Raw genomic sequence first — 21090 nt, 5'->3', positions numbered from 1 at the left:
AGATGGGCGATTATGCGCGGGGAAGGCTGGACCTGGACGACGAGGAACGTCTGCCCTGGCTGGAACCCGCCATCGAGGATGAGGAGGAGCCGGGGTTGTCGCCGTTGCGGCTGCTGGGCTTCATCCTCTTTGGCCTGGTGCTGATCGGGGCGGTCGTCGCCGGGGTCTGGCTGATCCAGAACCGGACGGGCGGCGCCGGGGGCGAGGGCAAGCTGATCGCCGCGCCTGCCGGCGACTATAAGATTCCGGCCCAGGAAGCCGACGCCAGGAAGTTCGATGGCGAGGGCGACGCCAGCTATGCCGCGAGCGAGGGCGTGGCGCGCGACGGGCGAATCGATCCGACCCGCGTGCCGGAGGCGCCGATCACGCCGACCGGGACGGCGGACAATGCGCGCCCCGCCGTAAAGGGCAAGCCGTCGCAGAGCGTCACGGCGCGAGTGGCGGACGAGACCAGCGCCAGGCCGGCGACGGCGGCTGCGCGGCCTGCGGGCGGCGGCATGATCCAGCTCGGCGCCTATGGCAACCAGGCTTTCGCCAAGGATGCGTGGAAGCGGCTGTCCAAGCGCTTCACCTATCTGGAGCCGTTGCCGATGTCGATCGAGCAGGCCGAGGTGGGCGGCAGCACCGTCTATCGCCTGCGCGCCGCGGCCGGCGGGCAGGCCAGCACGCTATGCGGCAAGCTCAAGGTCGCGGGCGAAAGCTGCATGGTAGTGAATTAAGGGGAAGGGATTTGGCCTGAGATGGCCGATTGCGGTCATTAGTTTCCCGTCACCCCGGACTTGATCCGGGGTCCCGCTGCCTTGGGCTGGGCGCGGACCCAGAAGGAAAGCGGGACCCCGGGTCAAGCCCGGGGTGACGAAATGGGGAACGTCCGCTCTCTACCCCTTTGCGTCCCTTGGCCAAAATCCCGCAAATCCCGTCAATGCCGGAATAACCCCTTCGACAGGGCCTCTTTCAGCCGCTACCATCGCCCCGCATGAAACCCGTTATCTTCGGCCTTTCCGGCGAGACCCTGACTTCCGACGAACGCGCCTTCTTCGCGGACGCCGATCCGGCGGGTTACATCCTCTTCCGGCGCAATATCGTGGATCGGGCGCAGCTTCGCGCCCTGACCGACGATCTGCGCGCCTTGCATGGCCGCGGCGATCTGCTCATCATGATCGACCAGGAAGGCGGCCGGGTGGCGCGGATGCAGGCGCCTGTCTGGCCCAGCTTTCCCCCCGGCGCGGCGTTCGACCGGCTCTATGAAATCGCCCCGTCCAGCGCCATCGCGGCCGCCCGCGCCAATGCGCGGGCCATTGCCGCGACATTGGCGGAAGTCGGCATCACCGTGGACGCGCTTCCGCTGCTGGACGTGCGGCAGGAAGGGGCGAGCGACATCATGGGAGACCGGACGCTGGGCGCGGAGCCGATGCGGGTCGCGGCCTTGGGGCGGGCCGTGATCGAAGGGCTGGCCGACGGCGGCGTGGTCGGCATCGTCAAGCATATGCCGGGCCATGGCCGGGCGATGGTCGACAGCCATCACGAACTGCCCATCGTCACCGCCGACGAGGATGCGCTGGCGATCGACCTCGCGCCGTTCCAGGCGTTGAAGGACGTGCCCATGGGGATGACCGCGCATGTCGTCTATACCGCCTGGGATCCCGACCTGCCGGCCAGCCTATCCCCTTCCGTGATCGAGACGATCATTCGCGGTCGGATCGGTTTCGACGGGCTGCTGATGTCCGACGACCTCGACATGAAGGCGCTCAAGGGCAGCATCCCCGAACTGGCGGCGGCGACGGTCGCGGCGGGTTGCGACCTGGCGCTCAACTGCTGGGGACGGATGGACGACATGGCCGGCATTGCCGGCCTTCTGCCGGACATCGGGGCGGCGGCGAAGGCACGGCTGGACCGGGCGATGGCGTCGAGGCGCACCCTGCCGGACGGCCCGCCGCTGGAGGAACTGATCGCCACCCGCGACGCCCTGCTGGCGATGGCGCCGGCATGAGGGGGCGCGCCGATTGCCGGAAGGCGCCGCTTTAGCGATGGAGGATTTCTTCACTCCTCCCGCTGCGTCCCGGCCCGACATGCTGACCGTCAGCTTCGAAAGCTGGGAGGGGCCGCTCGACCTGTTGCTGGCGCTGGCGCGGACGCAGAAGGTCGACCTGCGCGAAATCTCCATCCTTGCGCTGGTCGAACAATATCTCGCCTATATCGAGGGCGCGCGGAAACTGAAGCTGGAACTGGCGGCCGACTATCTGGTGATGGCGGCGTGGCTGGCCTATCTCAAATCCTCGCTGCTGCTGCCCAGGGAGGCGCAGCCCGAACCCAGCCCGGAGGAACTGGCGCTGCGGCTGCAATTGCGGCTCCAGCGGCTTCAGGCGATGCGGGAGGCGGGCGCCCGGCTGATGGCGCGCGACCGCATCGGCCGCGACGTGTTCGTCCGCGAAAAGCCCGAGGGGTTGCGGCTCGTCCGCAAGGCGAAATGGGCGGCCGGCCTGTTCGACCTCATCCAGTCCTACGGCCAGGTCCGCGCACGGACTCAGCCGGTGGTGCACATGGTCGCGGTGCGGCCGGTCATGACCCTGGACGAGGCGATCCAGCGCGTCGGCGCGCTGGTGGGGGCGGCGATCGACTGGACCGCGCTTGAAGCCTTCCTGCCGAGCGGGCAGGATGGGCCGATGGCACGGTCGGCGCTGGCCAGCAGTTTCGTCGCCGCGCTGGAACTGGCGCGGCAGGGACGGCTGGAAATCCAGCAGGACGGGATTTTCGAACCCATATTCCTGCGCGCCGCGGTGCCCGAAACGACTGCGGGGCGCCTATTGTGATCGAGGAACAGGATGATTTCCTTCGCGCGGTGGAGGCGGTGCTGTTCGTGTCGGAACAGCCGCTGACGCCGGGGGAATTGAAGCTCCACGTGGGGGAGGCGGGTGACCTGGCTGCCGCGCTTGCGGCATTGAGCGCCCATTATGCGGGGCGCGGCGTCAATCTGGTCGAGCGGGGCGGGCGCTGGCATTTCCAGACGGCGGGCGACCTTTCCCATATCCTTCGCCGGGAAAAGGACGAGACGCGCAAGCTGTCCCGCGCCGCCATGGAGACGCTGGCGATCATTGCCTATCACGAACCCGTCAGCCGCGCGGAGATAGAGGCCATTCGCGGCGTCCAGGTGGCGAAAGGCACGCTGGACGTGCTGATGGAGGCGGGCTGGATCAGGCCCGCCGGGCGCCGGGAGGTGCCGGGAAGGCCGTTGATCTACGCCACCACGGTGGAATTTCTGTCCCATTTCGGCCTTGGCAGCCGCCGCGACCTGCCGGGTATCGACGATCTGCGGGCTGCCGGCCTGCTCGATCCGGTCGATTTGGCGCTTGAGGGTCTGGGCGCCCAATCCGTTGTGGAAAATGACGAGGAAGACGCCTAGATAAGGCTGAGTTTCAGGAGAAAGTTAAAATGGGTTCCTTTTCGCTGATGCACTGGGTCATCGTTCTCCTGGTGGTCATGCTGCTGTTCGGCGGCGGCCGCATTTCCGGGCTGATGGGTGACGTAGCCAAGGGCATCAAGAGCTTCAAGAAGGGCATGGAGGACGACGACGTCCCCACCAAGCCCGCCACGCGCATAGAGGGCCATCGCGTGCCCGAACAGGACGCGCCCACCGCGACGGAAGAAAAGACCAAGGCCTGATTTTCCTTCGGCCGGGGCGGTAGGCACGCATGTTTGGCATCGATTCGTCTGAACTTCTGGTGATCGTCATCATCGCGGTGATCGTCATCGGCCCGAAGGATTTGCCCCGCGCGCTCTACAAGATCGGGCAGATCGTGGGCAAGGCGCAGGGCATGGCGCGCCATTTCCGCACCGGCATCGACGCGATGGTGCGCGAGGTCGAGCTGGAGGAGCTGGAGAAGAAATGGGCCGCGCAGAACAAGCGGATCATGGAGGAGCATCCCCCGGAAACCGTCGCGGCTGAAAGCGTCGGCGAAGCCGTCGCATTGCCTGCCCCCGCCGCCGCGTCGGCAGCCGGGGAGGCAGCCGGGGAGGCGCCCTTCATCGCGGAACCGGAGCCGGCAGGCGAGGGGCCGCCCTCTATCGCTCGGCCTGCCGCGGAAGGGCCGCCCTATGTCGCGCAGGAACCCGCGCGGAAGGGCGGCGCTGCGGCATGAAGGACATCGACGACAGCAAGGCGCCTTTGCTCGACCATCTGATCGAGTTGCGCGGACGGCTGCTCAAATGCGTCTATGCGCTGTTCATCACGGGCGCGATCTGCTTCTATTTTTCCGAACAGTTGTTCGCGATCCTGGTCCATCCGCTCAAGGAAGCCTTTGGCGATGCCGGCGGGCGGCTGGTCTACACCAAGCTCTATGAAGCCTTTTTCGTTCAGGTGAAGATCGCGGTCTTCGGTGCTTTCTGCCTGTCCTTCCCGATCATCGCGAACCAGCTATGGGCCTTTGTCGCGCCGGGGCTTTACGCGAAGGAAAAGAAGGCGCTGCTGCCCTTCCTGATCGCCACGCCCTTCCTCTTCGCCATGGGCGCGTCGCTCGCCTATTTCGTGGTGATGCCGACGGCCTTCCACTTCTTCCTGGAATTCCAGGGGAACAGCAGCGGATTGCAGGTGGAGGCGCTGCCGAGCGCGGACAGCTATCTGGGGCTGGTGATGCAGTTCATCCTGGCCTTTGGCATCAGTTTCCTGATGCCGGTGCTGCTGATGCTGCTCAATCGCGCGGGTTTCGTGAGCCGGGCGCAGCTGATCGGCCTGCGCCGCTACATGATCGTGGCCGCCTTCGTGCTGGCGGCGATGCTGACGCCGCCGGACGTGGTGTCGCAGCTCATGCTCGCGATCCCGCTGCTCGCGCTTTATGAAATCACCATCGTCGCCATCTGGTTTACCGACCGGAAGCAGTCGAAGGATCTGGCCACCAGCGAAGCGGCGGACGCCGCGGGGTGAAGAAAAAGGCTCGCAGGGAAGCGAGCCTTTTCCATTCGGATCAGTCGGCGGCGTTCTCGACCGCCTGGCCGGCGCTCTGCACGTCCTTGCCCGCGCCCTCGACCGTGTTGCAGGCCGCGACCATCAGCGAACCTGTCAGCAGAAGGGCGGCTAATATCTTCCTGGTCATCATCGTCTCCTTTTTCAGAGCCTGTGTCCCGCATCCCTTGGCAGGATGCCTCAACCGAACCTCATGCCGGCGACCAGGGAACAACCCGCCGCCCGGAAAAGCGTTCCGAGAGCGAAAATATCCTGGATTTCCGTGGGATAGCCCAAAAAATTCTGAGCCCGGAACGCGTCGGGGGGGGGAGATGCGTTCCGGGCTCATGTTTTTTTGGATAGCAAGAGCGGGGGGCAAAAGATTTGCTATCCGCAGTGCAGAACTGCCGAAGGAAGGATTAGGTTCCCCATGCCCGAAAAAATGATCAGAAATATATTTCGTTTATTTTCAGTGAGTTGAATGATTTATGAGGCGGAAACCGTAAAAAATTCGGCATTTTCCCGAAAAAAAACGGCTCGTCAGATCAGCGGGCGACCGCTGTTGCGATATTCGGGGCGGACCGCCGACTGGGGAAGACCCGGCGCGTCGGCGGGCGGAGCGCCGGCGGTTCCGGCAAGGGGCAGAGCCGCGGAGGGCGGCGCGATAATGGACGTCGCCACGACCGGATCGAACATGGGGGGCTTCGCGGGCCATGCCGACCGGGCAGGCCCCGACTGCGTTTCCCGCCCCGAATAGGCCATGCGGAAAGCGGCGGCCGTGCCGCCTGCCCCGGCTGGACGGTAGAAGATATGCGCACCGATCACCGCCACCGGCCGCATCGCCCCGGCCCATTCCGGCCGCACCGCCAGCGTATGGTAATAGGTGGCGAGGCCCACGGGCCGGTAGACCAAGCCGGACAGCGCCTGGGCGGCGATGCGGCGGGCGCGCGCCCATCCTTCCGCGCTCGCCATGCGCGCCATGGCGCCGTCGCAACTGAAGGTGAACTGGCAGCGATAGTCGGTGCGTTCAGACCCCTGGTAGATGACGCCGCAGACGCTCCTGGGCCAGGCGGGGTTGCGGACGCGGTTCAGCACCACCTGCGCGACGGCGCGCTGGCCGTCCTCCGGCTCGTTCCCCGCCTCATAATAGATGGCGGACGTCAGGCAGTTGAGCGCCCGATAGCTGTCCAGCGCGGTCAGGCCGCGGAAGGCCATGGCGGGGGCGGCCTCCACGGCGTCGAGTCCCAGCACATGCTCGCTTTGCAGCGTCGCGGCGCCGGGCGCTGGATCGAAGGCGCCCTGCGCGAAGAAAAAGGCCGATCCGGGGAAATTCTCGCCCGGCTTCTCGGCGGGGTCATCCTGCGCCTGGGCGGCGGCCAGCATGTCGAGCGGCGCCGCCGTGATCAGGCGCGGCGCGGCGAGCGCGATCAGCGCCAACGCCGCGACGGCGCCGTGCCTCGCTCCCGCCCGCTGGCCCTTAAAAGCCCCATTTGCGCCGAAAATCCCCATGTTGCCGCTCCTCATAGGGGAAAAGCCTTGCCGGTTCCCCTGCGGAATCCGGCCTGTCCCGCCTTGAGACGGCGGGCAAGGCAATGCTTAACGAGCCTGACGACAATCCCGACTTTCGCGCGCCCATCAATCCGTTGCTTGGCAAGCGCGTATCTGGTCCGCTATGCGGTGGCCATGCTGGTTCAGAAAGATAGCCTCGCCCTGATTGGCAACACGCCGTTGGTGCGCCTTGCCGGCCCTTCGGCGGAATCGGGTTGCGACATTTACGCCAAGTGCGAATTCGCCAATCCCGGCGCTTCGGTGAAGGATCGCGCGGCGCTGTTCATCGTCAATGATGCCGAGGAAAGGGGGCTGTTGAAGCCCGGCGGCACCATTGTCGAGGGGACGGCGGGCAATACCGGCATCGGGCTGGCGCTAGTGGCCAATGCCAAGGGGTACAGGACGATCATCGTCATGCCCGAGACGCAGAGCCGGGAGAAGATGGACACGCTGCGCGCCCTGGGGGCGGAACTGGTGACGGTGCCGGCGGCGCCCTATTCCAATCCCGGCCATTTCGTCCACACCTCCCGCCGCCTGGCGGAGGAGACGGAGGGCGCGATCTGGGCCAACCAGTTCGACAATATCGCCAACCGCAAGGCGCATATCATTGGCACGGCCGAGGAGATCTGGACCCAGATGGACGGGCAGATCGACGGCTTCACCTGCGCGGCGGGGACCGGCGGGACGATTGCGGGCGTCGGCCTGGGGCTGAAGGCGCATGATGAGAATATCACCATCGCCTTGAGCGATCCGCATGGCGCGGCGCTCTATAATTATTACGCCCATGGCGAGTTGAAGGCGGAAGGGTCTTCGGTGGCGGAGGGCATCGGGCAGGGGCGCGTCACCGCCAATCTGGAGGGCGCGCCCATCGATACGCAGTTCCGCATTTCCGATGAGGAGGGGCTGCTCTGGGTACGGCGTCTGCTGGCGGAGGAAGGGCTGTGCCTTGGCCTGTCGTCGGGCATCAATGTCGCGGGCGCGGTGGCGCTGGCGAAGCAGCTTGGGCCGGGCAAGCGGATCGCCACGATCTTGTGCGATACCGGATTCCGTTATCTTTCAACGCTCTACAATCGCGAATGGCTGGAATCGAAGGGCTTGACTGTCTTCCCCTGGCTCGCGCACACTCGTTGACTGCCGATACGGGTCTCGGCGGTAAAAGAAAAAGAGCGCTTCATGGCTGAAACACCCCGCCAACAGGAAGGGTTGCAGCGTGTCCAGATCGGCCTCACCGGGCTGGCGGGCGTGGTGCTGCTCGTGGGTCTGGCGAATATCGTGATCGACAAGGCGCGGATCGACGATCCGTCGGTGCCGCCGCCGACAGTGCCGACTCTGGACGTCAATGCCGTGTCGCCCAAGGAGCCGCTGGCGGAACTGGGCGTGCAGCCCGCGCCGGAACAGGCGCCGATCGTGCCGGACCTGCAACCGGACCCTAATCTCAAGAAACCCATGGATCGCGAGATTCCGCCGGCTTCGCGCTGATTGGCGGCGGCTTTGGCCTTGAGGGCTGCGTTTCGGACATTTTTCCTTCTGTTGGCGCCGATCCTGCTGGTGCTGTTCGGCGGGTTGCCCGCGCTGTTGCGCACGGGACAGGTCGATCCGCGTGGGTGGATGGTTCCGGCGTTGCTGCTGGTGCCGGCGGCGGCTCTGCTGCGGGCGCGGCGGGGTGAGGGGGCGGCCTGGTGGGTGGGGGTAGGAACGGTCGGGACAGTGCTGTCCTGTGCATTTCTGGCAACGTGGCGAGTGCCGGGATTGGTGTCGGTGGCTTGGCTGCTCGCTGGGGTTCTGGCGGCGACGGTTGCGGGATTGATGTTCCGTGTTCCTGCGAAGGCAGGAACCCAGTTCAAATGGTCGGACTGGGTTCCTGCCTTCGCAGGAACACGGCAGATGGCGGGACTGGGGTTCGCGCTTCTCGCCTTGGCGATTAGCTGGTTTGCGCGAGAGCATCGCATTGAACCCTCGCCGGGGAAGCGAGCAGAGCTGGAGGTCATCAGCGGCCTGCCGTTATTCTGGCGGGAAAATGGCGTAAAAGCTGACGCCCCGATCATCACGGTCCTGCGCCAGCGCTTCGACGTGCGACCTGTCGACAGTCCGCTGGCTCTCGAAAAGGCCGCCGCCGGAATGTTGCTGCTTGCCCAGCCACGGGCTTTTTCCCTGGACGAGCAGGTTGCTCTCGACGCCTGGGTCGGCAAGGGCGGCAAGGCGCTGATCCTCGCCGACCCGCAATTGCGTTGGCCGATGGACTGGCCGTTGGGGGACCGGCGCAGGCCGCCGGCGGTGACCCTGCTCGCCGCGATGATCGAATATTGGGGCGTGCGGATGACGCCGCCTTCTCCCGGCGAACAGCGCCATTTCCTGGGCGATGGGCGGGTGCTGACCATTTATTCCGCCGCCGCTTTCGAGAATGCGGGACCGGATTGCCGCATCTTCGGGCGCGGGCTGGTGGCGCGGTGCATGGTGGGGAAGGGCAGCGTGACCATCGTCGCGGATGCCGACCTGATCGATGACCGGCTCTGGCTGGCGGATTCCGCTACGCCGCTGGAGTCGGCGCAATGGACCGCCGATACGCCGCAATTCGTGGCGGAAGCGCTGGGCGCGCCGCTTCCGGCAGGACGGCGCTGGGTGCGGTCGGGCGAGGCGCTGGTCAACGCCCTCCGCTGGGCGGTGGTCGTCGGGATTTTCTGGGCAGCCTTGGGAACGGTGCTTTTCCCGCGGCGCGCGGCGGCTCCTTCCGGCCTTTCTCCGCCACGGCCCGACCGGCCAAAGCCTGTTAAAGAAGGTTAATTACCAGAACAAAACAGGATTTCCCGGCTTTTCCCAAAATATCCCTTTTCTTGAACCCCGCGGCTTGGTATTTGAAAGCCATAGGGGTTTGTCAGGCTTTGCTAGTCCTGTGAGCCGGTTCGCCTCTGCGCGAATCCGGCTGGCGACGGCCTGCGTCCTGGGAACAGAGGGGCAGCAGTCGAAAAGTGTCGGACGTCATTCTCTACACGGGCAACGCGTTCAGCGTCGCGGACGGCAAGGGCCGTTTCGTGCTGCCCCTGGAGATGCGCCGGCAGGTCAAGCTGTCCAGCGGCAATGAAACGCGGCTTTTCCTTTCGGTCCATGGCGGCAACCCCTGCGCCACGGCCTTTGGCGAATCGCACCGCCGCCACCTGTTCACCGAGGTCGAGGAACTGGCCCGCGAAGCGCGCGCCGCTGGTCGCGATTACGACGCCGATCTGGAACTGGAACGGCGGCTCGGCACCATCGAGGAAGTGAATTTCGACGAAGGCGGCCGTTTCGCCATGCACCCCGACATCAAGGATGAGTATGGCATCACCGACGCCGTCTTCTTCTATGGCGTGGGTCGCTACATCCAGATCTGGAAGCCCGAAACGCTGGTCGACAGCAAGGACCGGCCGGAACTGATCCGCAACAAGGTCCGCCGCTGGCTGGACCAGCGGGCGGCGGGAGAGGGCAAATGAGCGCTTCCCCCGACCATGCCCAAAGCCCTGAGCGCCACATTCCGGTGCTCATCGACGAAGTGCTCGACGCCCTCGCCATCAACCCCGGCGAGGTCCATGTCGACGGCACGTTCGGCGCGGGCGGCTATTCGGGCGCGATGGCGGACAGGGGGGCGAGGGTCTTCGCCTTCGACCGCGATCCCGATGCGATTCGCGAAGGACAGGCGCTGGCCGAGGAAAAGGGCGTCACGCTGATTGCTGGCGAATTTTCGCGGATGGAGGAATTGCTGGCGGAACGGGGCGTGACATCGGTTTCCGGCGTCACGCTGGACATCGGCGTGTCGTCCATGCAGCTCGACCGGCCGGAGCGGGGCTTTTCCTTCCAGGGCGACGGGCCGCTCGACATGACGATGAGCCGGAGCGGGATGAGCGCCGCCGACTTCCTGAACAATGCCCCTGAGCAGGAGATTGCCGACATCCTCTATCGCTATGGCGAGGAACCGCGCTCGCGCCGCGTGGCGAAGGCGATTGTCGAAGCGCGCCCGCTGGAACGTACTGGACAGTTGGCGAACGTCGTGCGCAAGGCGCTGGGCCACAAGCCGCATGACAAGAAGGATCCGGCCACCCGCACCTTCCAGGCGATCCGCATCCATGTGAATCGCGAGCTGGAGGAACTGGAGCGCGGGCTGGAGGCGGCCGAGGCGATTTTGGAGGAGGGCGGCCGGTTGGCGGTCGTCACCTTCCACAGCCTGGAGGACCGCATCGTCAAGCAGTTCCTGCGCAACCGCAGCGGCAGCGAGGCGAGCGGTTCGCGTCACCTGCCCCAGCGCCAGTCCGGCCCCGCGCCGACCTTCGAAAGGCCCGCCAAGGCGGTGCGGCCCGGCATGGTGGAACTGGCGCGCAACCCCCGCTCCCGATCCGCCACGCTGCGCAGCGCCGTTCGCACGTCCGCCCCTGTTTCGTCCCTCCCGATCTCAACCAGGAATCTCCGCTCATGATCGCGGTCAAGAGATTGCAGAGCCTGATCTGGATCCTGCTCGTCGCGCTGGGCGCGCTCGGCGCCTATATGGTGTCGCTGAAGGTCGCGACCGAGCGCAACGAATTGATGAAGGTGCGGGCGCAGATCGCGCGGGCGAAGGCCGACATCCGCTATCTGGAGACGGAGTTCGGCGCCAGGGCGAACATGCGGCAGCTTGAGCGCTGGAACCAGGACGATTTCCTGTATGCGACGCCCACCGCCCAGCAATATCTGGCGGGCGAGCGGGCGCTCGCGCATCTGGACGGGGTGCAGCCCAACGGGCCGGACTATGTCGCGCCGCCGGTGATGGTGGCGATGGTGCAGACCCCCGCCGACCTGCCGTCCGCGCCGCAGGCCGCCCCCGCCAGCCCCGCGCCGACGCAGATTCGCAGCGACATCGCCGTCATCAGGGAAGCGCATGCGGCGGACAATGTCGACAAGATCGCCAAGGCCGCGCCGGTCAAGACGCCCAAGGAAAAGGCGAAGGACGACGCCGACACGACGAAGCCCAACCCCGTCGCCCGCCGCGCGGAGCGGATGGCGATGCTGGACGCGAAGCTGCTGGACGACAGCACGCTGGGCGACATCAGCGCCAAGGCGAAGCGCGAGCGCGCCAGGGGGGACCGCTAGATGGCGACGATCATCGTCCAGCCGGGCGGCGCGAGGGCGGGCAAGCAGCGCGTCGACCTGACGGCGATCGCGCATAATCGCCTGATGCTGCTGCTGATCCTGTTCATGGCGATCACGGCGGTGTTGATCCTGCGCCTGACCTGGGTAGGGGTCTTCGCCGGCAACGGGCGCGGCGGCGACGCGATGGGCGGGCTTCCGGCGCGGGCGGACATCGTCGACCGCAACGGCGTGCCGCTGGCGCGCACCATGGACGCCTATTCGATTGCGGTGCGGCCGTCCAAGCTGATCGGCGACCCGTCCGAGCTGGCGCGCAAGCTGCACGAGATCTTCCCCGACGAACCGGCGGCAGCCTTCTACAAGAAGCTGACCGGGCGCGGTTGGGCCTATCTGCGCCGTCGCGCGCTGCCGGAAGAGGTGGCGGCGGTGAACGCCCTGGGCGAGATCGGCATCGAATTCCCGCGAGAGAAGGAACGGCTCTATCCGCAGCGCACCCTGGCGGCCCATGTCATGGGCTTTGCGCCCAATGCGGACGGCAAGGGCGGCATGGGCGTGGAAGCGGCGTTCAACGACCGGCTGACCGACGCGGCGATGCGCGGTCAACCCTTCGCCATGTCCATCGACAGCCGGGTGCAGGGCGCGCTGGAGAGCGAGCTTTACGCGCAACTGGTGCAGACGCGGGCCAAGGGCGCGAGCGGCGTGATATTGGACGCCAATAGCGGCGAAGTGATCGCCATGGCGTCGATTCCCGTCTTCGATCCCAACAAGCTGCAAAATTATGCGGGCAAGTCGTGTAGCGAATCGCCGCTCTGCAACCATATGGTGCAGGCGCGCTACGAACTGGGATCGGCGTTCAAGCCGCTGTCGATTGCCGCGGCGATGGATCGCGGCGTCGTCACCTCCATGTCGAAGACCTATGATGCGACGGCGCCGCTGGGCATTGCAGGTTTCCGGATCAAGGACGACCATCCGCTCGGCCGCTGGATCAACGTGCCGGAGATACTGGTGCACAGTTCCAACATCGGCACGGCGCGGATCGCCGACCAGATGGGCGCGGAGCCGTTGCAGCATCTTTTCCGGGAGTTGCACTTCGACCAGCGCGCTCCGATCGAACTCAACGAACGGGCGGGCACGCTGTGGCCGGCCAATTGGGGGCGCATCACGACGCTCACGGTTTCCTACGGGCATGGCATCGCCGTGACGCCTTTGCATCTCGCTTCGGCTTATGCGGCGCTGGTGAACGGCGGGCTGTGGCGGCCCGCTACGCTGCGCAAATTGAAGGCGGAAGAGGTGCCGGAGGGCCGCCGCGTCTTTTCCGCCGCGACCAGCGCGCGCATGCGCCAACTGTTGCGCATGATCGTGGCGGCGGGTACAGGTCGCAGCGCCGACGCCAAGGGATACCGGGTGGGCGGCAAGACGGGTTCCGCCGAAAAGCCCCAAGAGGGCCGGTACAACAAGACTTCGCTGGTGACGACTTTCGCTTCTGCCTTCCCGATGGACAATCCGCGCTATGTGGTCCTCGTCACCATGGACGAGGCGACGGGCCAATATGGCCTGCGCACGGCCGCTTGGACAGCGGCGCCGGTGGTGAAGCGGGTGGTGGAGCGCACCGGGCCGATGCTGGGCGTGCTGCCCGACGAGCGGCGCGACGTCGACATTTCCGACCTCATGCCGCTGCTGCACGGCGACAAGGAGAAAGAATAATGCGCCTCGGGTCGCTGATCGAGGGGCTGGATGCAAAGCCCGATGCCGGGGCGTCGCTGGACGTTCCGGTGTCGGGCTTTGCGATCGATAACCGGAAGGTCGCGCCGGGCACGGTGTTCGGCGCCTTCCAGGGAGCGCGGGTGAATGGCGAGGATTTCATCCCCGCCGCCGTGCAGGCCGGGGCGACGGCGGTTGTCGCCCGGCCGGAAGCCAGGGTCGAGGGCGCGATCCATATCGCGTCGGACAATCCGCGCCGCCTGTTCGCGCAGCTTGCCGCCCGCTATTTTGCCCCATTTCCGGAGGTGACCGTTGCCGTCACCGGCACCAACGGCAAGACCTCCACGGTGGAACTGACTCGCCAATTGTGGCGGATGCTGGGGCATCATTCGGCCTCTATCGGAACCTTGGGCGTCACCACGTCAGTCGACCAGGTATCGACGGGCCTCACCACGCCGGACATCGTCACCTTCCTTGCCAACATGTCGGGCCTGAAGCGCGAGGGAATCACCCATGCAGCATTCGAGGCGTCGAGCCATGGCCTTGCCCAATATCGCACCGAAGGGCTGCCGGTTTCGGCGGCGGCCTTCACCAACCTGTCGCGCGATCATCTCGACTATCATGGCGACATGGACAGCTATTTCGAGGCCAAGATGCGCCTGTTCGACGAAGTGGTCGCTCCGCAGGGCGCCGCAGTCGTCTGGGCCGATGACGAGTGGTCGGACAAGGTCATCCAGCGGGCTACGAAGCGGGGGCTTCGTGTGCTGAGCGTCGGGGTGCAGGGGCAGGCATTGCGTCTTGCCAACCGCACCCCGACCCAGTTGGGCCAGACGCTGGACATCGAGGTCGAGGGCAAGAACTACAAGGTCAACCTGCCGCTGATCGGCGCTTATCAGGCGGCCAATGCGTTGACCGCCGCGGGTCTGGCGATCGCGGGCGGCGAGGATGCGGGCAAGGTTCTGGAACTGCTGGGCCGGGTGCAGCCCGTGCGCGGGCGGCTGGAGCGTGCCGTCATCACCAAGGCGGGGGCGCCGGTCTATGTCGACTATGCCCATACGCCCGATGGGTTGCGCGCCGCCATAGAGGCGCTGCGACCGCATACGCGGGGCCGGCTGATCGCGCTGTTCGGCGCTGGCGGGGATCGCGACGCGGGCAAGCGGCCGCAAATGGGCAAGGTGGCGGCGGACCTCGCCGACCATGTGATCGTCACCGACGACAATCCCCGTTCGGAGGAGCCATCCGCCATCCGCGCCGCCGTGATGGCCGGCGCGCCGGGCGCGGAGGAGATCGGCGGTCGCCGTGCCGCCATCGCCGCCGCCATCGCGCAGGCGGGCGCGGACGACATCGTCCTGCTCGCGGGCAAGGGGCATGAGCAGGGCCAGATCATCGGGGACCGGGTGCTGCCCTTCGACGACGTGACGGTGGCGCGGGAATGCGCCGGATGATGCATTTTCCCGCCAGCCTTTCGCGTCTAGCCTTTCGACTGTCTGCCAAGGTCGAAGCGGTTATGCGCAGCGGTTCTCGACTTCGCTCGAACCGAATGGAGGGCGGTGAATGACTGACCTCTGGACCTCCGAAGAGATTGCGCAGGCCACGGGGGGCGTCGCTTCGGCGCCCTTCGCCGTTTCTGGCGTGGCGTTCGACAGCCGCGAAGTGACGGGCGGCGACCTGTTCGTCGCGATGAAGGGCGAGGCGACCGATGGCCATCGCTTCGTCGACAAGGCGTTCGGCCAGGGCGCGGCGGGCGCGATCGTCAGCCAGACCATCGCCCAGCCCCATGTGCTGGTGCCTGACAGCGCGGCGGCGCTGGAGGCGCTTGGCCGGACCTCTCGCGCGCGGATGCAGGGCAAGGTGGTCGGCGTCACCGGATCGGTGGGCAAGACCGGCACCAAGGAGGCGCTGTTCCATGCGCTCGACCGCGTCTGTCCGGGGGAGGTGCACCGCTCGGTCAAGAGCTACAACAATCATGTCGGCGTGCCGCTGAGCCTGTCGCGCATGCCGAGGGAATCGGCCTTTGGCGTGTTCGAAATGGGCATGAACCATGCGGGCGAACTGGCCGCGCTGACCCGGCAGGTGCGGCCCCATGTCGCCATCGTCACCGCTATCGCGCCCGCCCATATCGAATTTTTCGGCACGGAAGAGAAGATCGCAGAGGCCAAGGCCGAGATTTTCGAAGGGCTGGAGCCAGGCGGCACGGCGGTCATCCCCTATGACAGCCCGCATGTCGCGACCCTCTATGCCAAGGCGGAGAAGCATGCGGCGCGCATCCTGACCTTCGGCTTCGATCCGCAGGCCGACGTTCGCGCCCGCGAAACCGTGCCGGCGGCGGGCGGCGGCACGCTGGTCACGGCGGCGCTGCCGGGCGTGGAACTGTGCTTCACCGTGGGCGCGCCGGGCGAACATTGGGTTTCCAACGCGCTGGCGGTGCTGGCGACGGTCGAGGCGCTGGGCGGCGATCTGGCGGCGGCGGGGCTGGCGCTGGCGGAAATGCCCGGCCTGCCGGGCCGGGGTCAGCGGAGCGTTCTGCCGGTCGAGGGCGGCGAGGCGTTGCTGATCGACGAAAGCTATAACGCCAATCCGCTGAGCATGGCCGCCACGCTCAAGCAGTTGGGCCGCGAGCAGGCGGATCGCCGCATTGCCGTGCTGGGCGGGATGCGCGAGTTGGGTGACCGCAGCCGCGAACTGCACGCCGGGCTGGTCGAGCCGCTGACGGCGGGACAGGTGGATTATGCGGTCCTGGTGGGGGAGGAGATGGACCCGCTGGCGCAGGCGCTGGGCGGCGTCATGGCCTTCGACCATGTGCCTGACGCCGCCAGGGCCATCGATCTCATTCGAAATGAAATGCGCGCCGGCGATGCGATCCTGGTGAAGGGGTCGAACGGCATCGGTTTGTCCCGCCTCGTCGCCGCGCTACAGGAAGCGAAGAACTGATGCTCTACTGGCTTGCCCAGACCATGGATTTCGCGGGTGTTTTCAACCTCATCCGCTATTTGAGCTTCCGGGCCGGGGCGGCCATCGCCACCGCGCTGGTCATCGGGTTGCTGATCGGCCCGCGCTTCATCGGATGGCTGCGGGTGCGGCAGGGCAAGGGGCAGCCGATCCGCGACGACGGCCCGCAGACGCACCTCGCCAAGCGCGGCACGCCGACCATGGGCGGCCTCATGATCCTGACTTCCATGGTGTCGTCGGTGCTGCTGTGGATGGACCTGTCCTCCATCTATGTCTGGGCCTGCCTGTTCGTGACGCTTGGTTTCGGCGCCATCGGTTTCCTCGACGATTATGACAAGGTGACGAAGGCCAGCCACAAGGGGCTTTCGGGCAAGATGCGCCTCGCCTTCGAGTTCCTGATCGCCGGTTTCGCGGCGTGGCTGATCGTCAGCCAGCATGGCAATACCGCGCTTTACGTGCCCTTCTACAATGGTCCGGCCATCGAATTGGGGCCCTTCTATTTCTTGTTCGCCGCCTTCGTGATCGTGGCGTTCGGCAATGCGGTGAACCTGACCGACGGGCTGGACGGGCTGGCCACCATGCCGGTCATCATCGCCTGCATGGCGTTCATGGCCATCGTCTATCTGGTGGGGCGCGCCGACTTTGCGGGCTATCTTGGCATTCCGCATGTGCCGGGGGCGGGCAACCTCACCATATTGTGCGGGGCGATCATCGGCGCGGGGCTGGCCTTCCTCTGGTTCAACGCGCCGCCCGCGGCCGTCTTCATGGGCGATACGGGCAGCCTGGCGCTGGGCGGCACCATCGGCGTGATCGCCGTCACCGCGCATCATGAGATCGTGCTGGGCGTGATCGGCGGGCTGTTCGTGGTGGAGGCGATGTCCGTCATCATCCAGGTCTTCTTCTACAAGCGCACCGGCAAGCGCGTGTTCAAGATGGCGCCGATCCACCATCATTTCGAACAATTGGGCTGGGCCGAACCCACGGTCGTGATCCGCTTCTGGATCATCTCCTTCGTGCTGGCGCTGGCGGGACTCGCCACGTTGAAGCTGCGGTGAGCGCCATGGGGATCGTCTCCGACGTCTTTGCGGGCAGGAAATATGCGGTGCTGGGCCTGGCGCGGTCCGGCCTCGCCACGGTGGAATGCCTGGCGGGGAGCGGAGCGCAGGTCGTGGCATGGGACAGCCGCGAGGAAGCGCGTGAGGCGGTCGCGGACAAGGCGGAACTGGCCGATCCCACCGAAATCGACCTCAAGGGCTTTGACGGCGTGGTGGTGTCGCCCGGCGTGCCGCTCAACAAGCATCCCATCGCCATGCATGCGAAGCTCGCGGGCGTGCCGGTCATTGGCGACATAGAATTGTTCGCGCTCGCCCGGCCCAGCCTGCCGAAGCATCGGGTGGTCGGGATCACCGGAACCAACGGCAAGTCAACCACGACCGCGCTGGTCCATCATATCATCGAGACGGCGGGCATCCCGACGCGCATGGGCGGCAATATCGGGCTTCCGATCCTCGGCCAGACCCCGTTGCCGGAGGGCGGCGTCTATGTGCTGGAACTGTCGAGCTACCAGATCGACCTGACGCAGAGCCTCGACTGCGACGTGGCGGTGCTGCTCAACATCACGCCGGACCATCTGGATCGCTATAATGGCTTTGAGGGCTATGTGGCGTCCAAGGCGCGGCTGTTTGCGATGCAGTCGGCCGGCCATGTCGCGGTAATCGCGACGGAAGATGAACCGAGCCGGGGGATATTCTATTCCGTCCGTCATTCCCGGGAAGGCGGGAATGACGGGGTTGTGGAGGTGCAGTCGAGCGACATCGAACCCTCCGCTCAGGCCGGCTGGCCCGCATTGCAAGGCCCGCACAACGCCCAGAACGCCGCCGTCGCCATCGCCGTCGCCCGCGCGCTGGGCATCGACGAAGCGACCATCGAACAGGGCCTGCAAAGCTATGCCTCCCTCCCGCACCGGATGCAGCGGGTGCGGGAGTTGAACGGCGTCCTCTACGTCAACGACAGCAAGGCGACCAACGCCGCCTCGACCGCGCCCGCCCTCGCCGCCTATCCCCCGGTCGACGGGCGCAAGCGGCTGCACTGGATCGTCGGCGGCCTTGCCAAGACGGACAATCTGGACGAGTGCGCGCCCTGGTTCGGCCATGTCGCGCAGGCCTATACCATTGGCGAGGCTGGCCCCATGTTCGCGGAACTGCTGCGCCCGCATATGGCGGTGGACGATTCCGAAATGCTGTCCGCCGCCGTCCGCCGCGCGGCGCGGGTGGCCCAGCCGGGGGACGTGGTGCTGTTGTCGCCCGCCTGCGCGAGTTTCGACCAGTTCCGCGATTTCGAGGCGAGGGGCGATGCCTTCGCCGCTGCCGTCGCCGCGTTGGAATAGAGGGAAGCGGAGGAGCTTGGGAGGCATGTCGAGGGCAGGCGACCTTGTAAAGGAGTTCAGGAACCGCACCGTCCCGCGCGAGCGCACGGCGCTGGCCATCTGGTTCTGGGAAATCGACCGCGTGCTGTTGTCGCTGATCGTCGCGCTGATGGCGATCGGGCTGGTCGCCGTTGCGGCGGCTTCCCCCGTGGCGGCGATCGATCGGTCGACCAGCACGGTTTCGGTGACGCCGCTCATCTATTTCTACCGCCAGTTGATGTGGGTGTTCATCGGCCTGCCGATCATGCTGGTGATCTCCATGCTCCCCCGGACGCAGGCGCGCAGGCTGGCCTTCATCCTGTGCATCGTCTTTGCCGTGGCGCTGCTGCTGGTGCCGGTGCTTGGGTCCGTGGTGAACGGGGCGAAGCGCTGGATCGACCTGCCGGGCTTCCGTTTCCAGCCGTCGGAGTTCCTGAAGCCCGTCTATGTCGTCACCATGGCCTGGCTGCTGTCGCTGCGCGGCAAGGACATGACGCTGCCCGTGATCCCGCTGACCGGCGTGCTGACATTGCTGATCGCGGCGATCCTGATGAAGCAGCCCGACTTCGGCCAGACGGTGATCTTCCTCGCCTGCTGGGGCGGCCTGCTGCTGCTGTCGGGCGTGTCGATGCGCTTCATCGGCGCGATGGCGGGCGCGGGACTTGGCGGGCTGGTGCTGATGTACATGTTCTATGAAAATGGCCGTCAGCGCATCAACGACTTCCTGGGCATCGGCGTGGCGCAGGATGTCGGACCAGACCAGACCGAGCTTGCCTTCCGCACGATCACCCATGGCGGCTTCCTGGGCGTGGGGCCGGGCGGCGGGCAAAACAAGTTCCGCCTGCCCGAGGCGCATACCGACTATATCTTCTCCGTCATCGGGGAGGAGTTCGGCCTGCTCGCCTGCATCGGCATTGCCTGCGTCTATCTGGCCATCGTCGTGCGGGTGTTCCTGCGCATGCTGGACGAGGACGATAATTTCACCATCCTGGCGGCGGCGGGCCTGACCACCCAGTTCGGGCTCCAGGCGATCATCAACATGGGCGTCAATGCCCAGATATTTCCGTCCAAGGGCATGACGCTGCCCTTTATCAGCTATGGCGGCTCCTCTATGCTGGCGCTTTGTATCGGCGTCGGCCTGTTGCTCGCGTTCACGCGGCGCAATCCCTTCATGGGTCGGCACACGGTCGTCAAATGGAGTGGTCGATGAGCATTTCCCGACACTTCGTCCTCGCCGCGGGCGGGACGGGTGGGCATATGATTCCGGCGCATGCCGTCGCTGAGGAGCTGATGCTGCGCGGGCATCATGTCGCGCTGGTCACGGATGAGCGCGGCGCGAAGATTCCCGGCATTTTCGATAAGGCTCAGGTCCATGTCATGCCCGCCGGGCGGATGACCAGCAATCCGAAAAGCTGGCCGGGCGCGTTGAAGGCGATCCTGGCGGGCCGGGCGATGGCGCGGCGGCTGAACGAGACCTTCCGCCCCACCGCCGTGGTCGGTTTCGGCGGCTATCCGGCGATGCCCGCCTTGCTGGGGGCGCTGGCCGACGGGATTCCGACCGCGATCCATGAGCAGAATGCGGTGCTGGGCCGGGTGAACCGCTATCTGGCGGGCCGGGTGGACGCCATCGCCACCGCCTATCCGGATGTCGAGCGCCTGAAGGACAAATATGCCGGGAAGGTCCACCTGATCGGCAATCCGGTGCGCGAGGAGGTGAAGCAGCTTCGCGAGGAGGAATTTCCCGCGCTGACCGATGAGAGCGTCTTCCGCGTTCTGGTGATCGGCGGCAGCCAGGGTGCGACGATCCTTTCCAGCGTTGTGCCCGATGGCCTGGGTATGTTGCCTTTGAGCCTGCGTCGTCGGTTGCAGGTGACGCAGCAATGCCGCGCGGAGGATATTGAGCGGGTGCGCCGGCTCTACGCCGACCTGGAAATCCCGGCCGACCTTGCGACCTATTTCAACGACGTGCCGGAAAAGCTGGGCTGGTCGCATCTGGTGATCGCGCGGGCGGGGGCTTCGACGCTGGCGGAACTGACCTGCGCGGGGCGTCCGGCGATCCTGATCCCGCTGCCGAGCGCGATGGACGACCATCAGACCGCCAATGCCCGCGAGATGACCGAGGCGGGCGGGGCGCGCACCATCCCGCAGGCGCGCTTTACCGCGGTCGAACTCGCCAAGCAGATGCAGAAGATGGCGCTGGAACCCGGCGCCCTCCAGAATGCCGCCAAGCGCGCCCGCGCCTGCGGCCGTCCCGATGCGGCCCGCGACATGGCGGACCTGCTGGAAAGCATCGGGCCGGCGCCGATCATGAACGATCCGCTGAAAGTCGGCCCGACGCCGACCAGCCTGAATTTGCAGGGCGTCCCTGCGTGAAGAGCTTCAACCTCTCCCCGTTCGGGCTGAGCCTGTCGAAGCCCTTTGCCGAGAGGAGCGAGGCGACTTCGCCTGCGGCTCAGCGTGGCCC

General features: G+C 66.2%; 22 protein-coding genes. 20 read left to right on the top strand and 2 right to left on the bottom strand.

Annotated elements, in window-relative coordinates:
- The first annotated feature begins 2 nt into the window (after positions 1-2).
- The 7 genes from Sj15T_RS10460 (at position 3) to tatC (ending at position 4918) form a co-directional block, all read left to right on the top strand.
- Positions 3-719 (top strand): SPOR domain-containing protein, encoded by a 717-nt coding sequence (locus Sj15T_RS10460; RefSeq protein WP_013040965.1) that lies wholly within the window; start codon positions 3-5, stop codon positions 717-719.
- A gap of 257 nt (positions 720-976) precedes the next feature.
- The gene (gene nagZ / locus Sj15T_RS10455; RefSeq protein WP_013040964.1) at positions 977-1990 is read left to right on the top strand and encodes a beta-N-acetylhexosaminidase; all 1014 of its coding nucleotides are present in this window, start codon (positions 977-979) and stop codon (positions 1988-1990) included.
- A 37-nt stretch (positions 1991-2027) separates the two neighbouring features.
- Complete coding sequence (locus Sj15T_RS10450; protein ID WP_007685561.1) at positions 2028-2810, top strand: ScpA family protein; 783 nt, start codon at positions 2028-2030, stop codon at positions 2808-2810.
- Positions 2807-3400, top strand: a complete 594-nt coding sequence (gene scpB / locus Sj15T_RS10445; RefSeq protein WP_013040963.1) for an SMC-Scp complex subunit ScpB — start codon at positions 2807-2809, stop codon at positions 3398-3400. Before Sj15T_RS10450 ends, scpB begins: the two co-directional genes overlap by 4 nt.
- Before the next feature lie 29 nt (positions 3401-3429).
- A complete protein-coding gene (locus tag Sj15T_RS10440; protein WP_007685564.1) occupies positions 3430-3660 on the top strand; it encodes a twin-arginine translocase TatA/TatE family subunit in 231 nt (76 codons plus the stop codon).
- A gap of 29 nt (positions 3661-3689) precedes the next feature.
- Positions 3690-4136: a Sec-independent protein translocase protein TatB gene (gene tatB, locus Sj15T_RS10435; RefSeq protein ID WP_013040962.1), complete on the top strand. Its 447-nt coding sequence runs from the start codon at positions 3690-3692 to the stop codon at positions 4134-4136.
- Entirely contained in the window at positions 4133-4918 is a 786-nt protein-coding gene (gene tatC, locus Sj15T_RS10430; protein ID WP_013040961.1) for a twin-arginine translocase subunit TatC, read from the top strand. Before tatB ends, tatC begins: the two co-directional genes overlap by 4 nt.
- A 40-nt stretch (positions 4919-4958) precedes the next feature.
- Here the strand turns inward: tatC and Sj15T_RS10425 are convergent, their stop codons facing one another.
- Positions 4959-5087, bottom strand: coding sequence for an entericidin A/B family lipoprotein (locus Sj15T_RS10425; RefSeq protein ID WP_025160740.1), 129 nt, complete (start codon positions 5085-5087; stop codon positions 4959-4961).
- A 389-nt stretch (positions 5088-5476) separates the two neighbouring features.
- Positions 5477-6445 (bottom strand): cell wall hydrolase, encoded by a 969-nt coding sequence (locus Sj15T_RS10420; RefSeq protein WP_013040960.1) that lies wholly within the window; start codon positions 6443-6445, stop codon positions 5477-5479.
- A gap of 174 nt (positions 6446-6619) precedes the next feature.
- On the opposite strand from Sj15T_RS10420, the gene Sj15T_RS10415 reads away from it, so the two are divergent.
- The 13 genes from Sj15T_RS10415 to murG all read left to right on the top strand — a co-directional run bounded on the left by Sj15T_RS10415 (position 6620) and on the right by murG (position 20999).
- Positions 6620-7615, top strand: coding sequence for a cysteine synthase A (locus tag Sj15T_RS10415; RefSeq protein ID WP_013040959.1), 996 nt, complete (start codon positions 6620-6622; stop codon positions 7613-7615).
- Between the two features lie 42 nt (positions 7616-7657).
- On the top strand, positions 7658-7963 hold the full coding sequence (locus Sj15T_RS10410) for a hypothetical protein (protein WP_013040958.1): 306 nt from the start codon (positions 7658-7660) through the stop codon (positions 7961-7963).
- Positions 7964-8014: 51 nt separating this feature from the next.
- Positions 8015-9265 carry a hypothetical protein gene (locus Sj15T_RS10405; protein WP_013040957.1) on the top strand — a complete coding sequence of 417 codons (1251 nt, stop codon included), beginning with the start codon at positions 8015-8017 and terminating at the stop codon, positions 9263-9265.
- 185 nt (positions 9266-9450) lie between these two features.
- Positions 9451-9948, top strand: coding sequence for a division/cell wall cluster transcriptional repressor MraZ (locus tag Sj15T_RS10400; RefSeq protein ID WP_013040956.1), 498 nt, complete (start codon positions 9451-9453; stop codon positions 9946-9948).
- Entirely contained in the window at positions 9945-10925 is a 981-nt protein-coding gene (rsmH, locus tag Sj15T_RS10395) for a 16S rRNA (cytosine(1402)-N(4))-methyltransferase RsmH (protein WP_013040955.1), read from the top strand. The genes Sj15T_RS10400 and rsmH overlap by 4 nt, the downstream gene beginning before the upstream one ends.
- A complete protein-coding gene (locus Sj15T_RS10390; protein ID WP_013040954.1) occupies positions 10922-11575 on the top strand; it encodes a hypothetical protein in 654 nt (217 codons plus the stop codon). The genes rsmH and Sj15T_RS10390 overlap by 4 nt, the downstream gene beginning before the upstream one ends.
- Positions 11576-13276 carry a penicillin-binding protein 2 gene (locus Sj15T_RS10385; protein ID WP_013040953.1) on the top strand — a complete coding sequence of 567 codons (1701 nt, stop codon included), beginning with the start codon at positions 11576-11578 and terminating at the stop codon, positions 13274-13276.
- Entirely contained in the window at positions 13276-14718 is a 1443-nt protein-coding gene (locus tag Sj15T_RS10380) for a UDP-N-acetylmuramoyl-L-alanyl-D-glutamate--2,6-diaminopimelate ligase (RefSeq protein WP_013040952.1), read from the top strand. The genes Sj15T_RS10385 and Sj15T_RS10380 overlap by 1 nt, the downstream gene beginning before the upstream one ends.
- Positions 14719-14827: 109 nt before the next feature.
- Complete coding sequence (murF, locus tag Sj15T_RS10375) at positions 14828-16204, top strand: UDP-N-acetylmuramoyl-tripeptide--D-alanyl-D-alanine ligase (protein ID WP_013040951.1); 1377 nt, start codon at positions 14828-14830, stop codon at positions 16202-16204.
- Positions 16204-17277: a phospho-N-acetylmuramoyl-pentapeptide-transferase gene (mraY, locus tag Sj15T_RS10370; protein WP_007685584.1), complete on the top strand. Its 1074-nt coding sequence runs from the start codon at positions 16204-16206 to the stop codon at positions 17275-17277. Before murF ends, mraY begins: the two co-directional genes overlap by 1 nt.
- A 5-nt stretch (positions 17278-17282) precedes the next feature.
- A complete protein-coding gene (murD, locus tag Sj15T_RS10365) occupies positions 17283-18608 on the top strand; it encodes a UDP-N-acetylmuramoyl-L-alanine--D-glutamate ligase (RefSeq protein ID WP_041386041.1) in 1326 nt (441 codons plus the stop codon).
- A gap of 25 nt (positions 18609-18633) precedes the next feature.
- Entirely contained in the window at positions 18634-19836 is a 1203-nt protein-coding gene (locus Sj15T_RS10360) for a putative peptidoglycan glycosyltransferase FtsW (protein WP_007685587.1), read from the top strand.
- Entirely contained in the window at positions 19833-20999 is a 1167-nt protein-coding gene (gene murG, locus Sj15T_RS10355) for an undecaprenyldiphospho-muramoylpentapeptide beta-N-acetylglucosaminyltransferase (protein ID WP_020821206.1), read from the top strand. The genes Sj15T_RS10360 and murG overlap by 4 nt, the downstream gene beginning before the upstream one ends.
- Positions 21000-21090 lie beyond the last annotated feature (91 nt).

The organism is Sphingobium sp. TA15 (genome assembly GCF_037101235.1).
GTDB lineage: Bacteria > Pseudomonadota > Alphaproteobacteria > Sphingomonadales > Sphingomonadaceae > Sphingobium > Sphingobium indicum.
The sequence above is the reverse complement of the archived record's forward strand: the minus strand, read 5'-3'. Positions and strand labels throughout refer to the sequence as shown.

Coding starts and splice junctions, on each gene's coding strand:
- Sj15T_RS10460 (WP_013040965.1), top strand. CDS start 3: ATGGGCGATTATGCGCGGGGAAGGCTGGACCTGGACGACGAGGAACGT.
- nagZ (WP_013040964.1), top strand. CDS start 977: ATGAAACCCGTTATCTTCGGCCTTTCCGGCGAGACCCTGACTTCCGAC.
- Sj15T_RS10450 (WP_007685561.1), top strand. CDS start 2,028: ATGGAGGATTTCTTCACTCCTCCCGCTGCGTCCCGGCCCGACATGCTG.
- Sj15T_RS10440 (WP_007685564.1), top strand. CDS start 3,430: ATGGGTTCCTTTTCGCTGATGCACTGGGTCATCGTTCTCCTGGTGGTC.
- tatB (WP_013040962.1), top strand. CDS start 3,690: ATGTTTGGCATCGATTCGTCTGAACTTCTGGTGATCGTCATCATCGCG.
- tatC (WP_013040961.1), top strand. CDS start 4,133: ATGAAGGACATCGACGACAGCAAGGCGCCTTTGCTCGACCATCTGATC.
- Sj15T_RS10425 (WP_025160740.1), bottom strand. CDS start 5,087: ATGACCAGGAAGATATTAGCCGCCCTTCTGCTGACAGGTTCGCTGATG.
- Sj15T_RS10420 (WP_013040960.1), bottom strand. CDS start 6,445: ATGGGGATTTTCGGCGCAAATGGGGCTTTTAAGGGCCAGCGGGCGGGA.
- Sj15T_RS10415 (WP_013040959.1), top strand. CDS start 6,620: ATGCTGGTTCAGAAAGATAGCCTCGCCCTGATTGGCAACACGCCGTTG.
- Sj15T_RS10410 (WP_013040958.1), top strand. CDS start 7,658: ATGGCTGAAACACCCCGCCAACAGGAAGGGTTGCAGCGTGTCCAGATC.
- rsmH (WP_013040955.1), top strand. CDS start 9,945: ATGAGCGCTTCCCCCGACCATGCCCAAAGCCCTGAGCGCCACATTCCG.
- Sj15T_RS10390 (WP_013040954.1), top strand. CDS start 10,922: ATGATCGCGGTCAAGAGATTGCAGAGCCTGATCTGGATCCTGCTCGTC.
- Sj15T_RS10385 (WP_013040953.1), top strand. CDS start 11,576: ATGGCGACGATCATCGTCCAGCCGGGCGGCGCGAGGGCGGGCAAGCAG.
- Sj15T_RS10380 (WP_013040952.1), top strand. CDS start 13,276: ATGCGCCTCGGGTCGCTGATCGAGGGGCTGGATGCAAAGCCCGATGCC.
- murF (WP_013040951.1), top strand. CDS start 14,828: ATGACTGACCTCTGGACCTCCGAAGAGATTGCGCAGGCCACGGGGGGC.
- mraY (WP_007685584.1), top strand. CDS start 16,204: ATGCTCTACTGGCTTGCCCAGACCATGGATTTCGCGGGTGTTTTCAAC.
- murD (WP_041386041.1), top strand. CDS start 17,283: ATGGGGATCGTCTCCGACGTCTTTGCGGGCAGGAAATATGCGGTGCTG.
- Sj15T_RS10360 (WP_007685587.1), top strand. CDS start 18,634: ATGTCGAGGGCAGGCGACCTTGTAAAGGAGTTCAGGAACCGCACCGTC.
- murG (WP_020821206.1), top strand. CDS start 19,833: ATGAGCATTTCCCGACACTTCGTCCTCGCCGCGGGCGGGACGGGTGGG.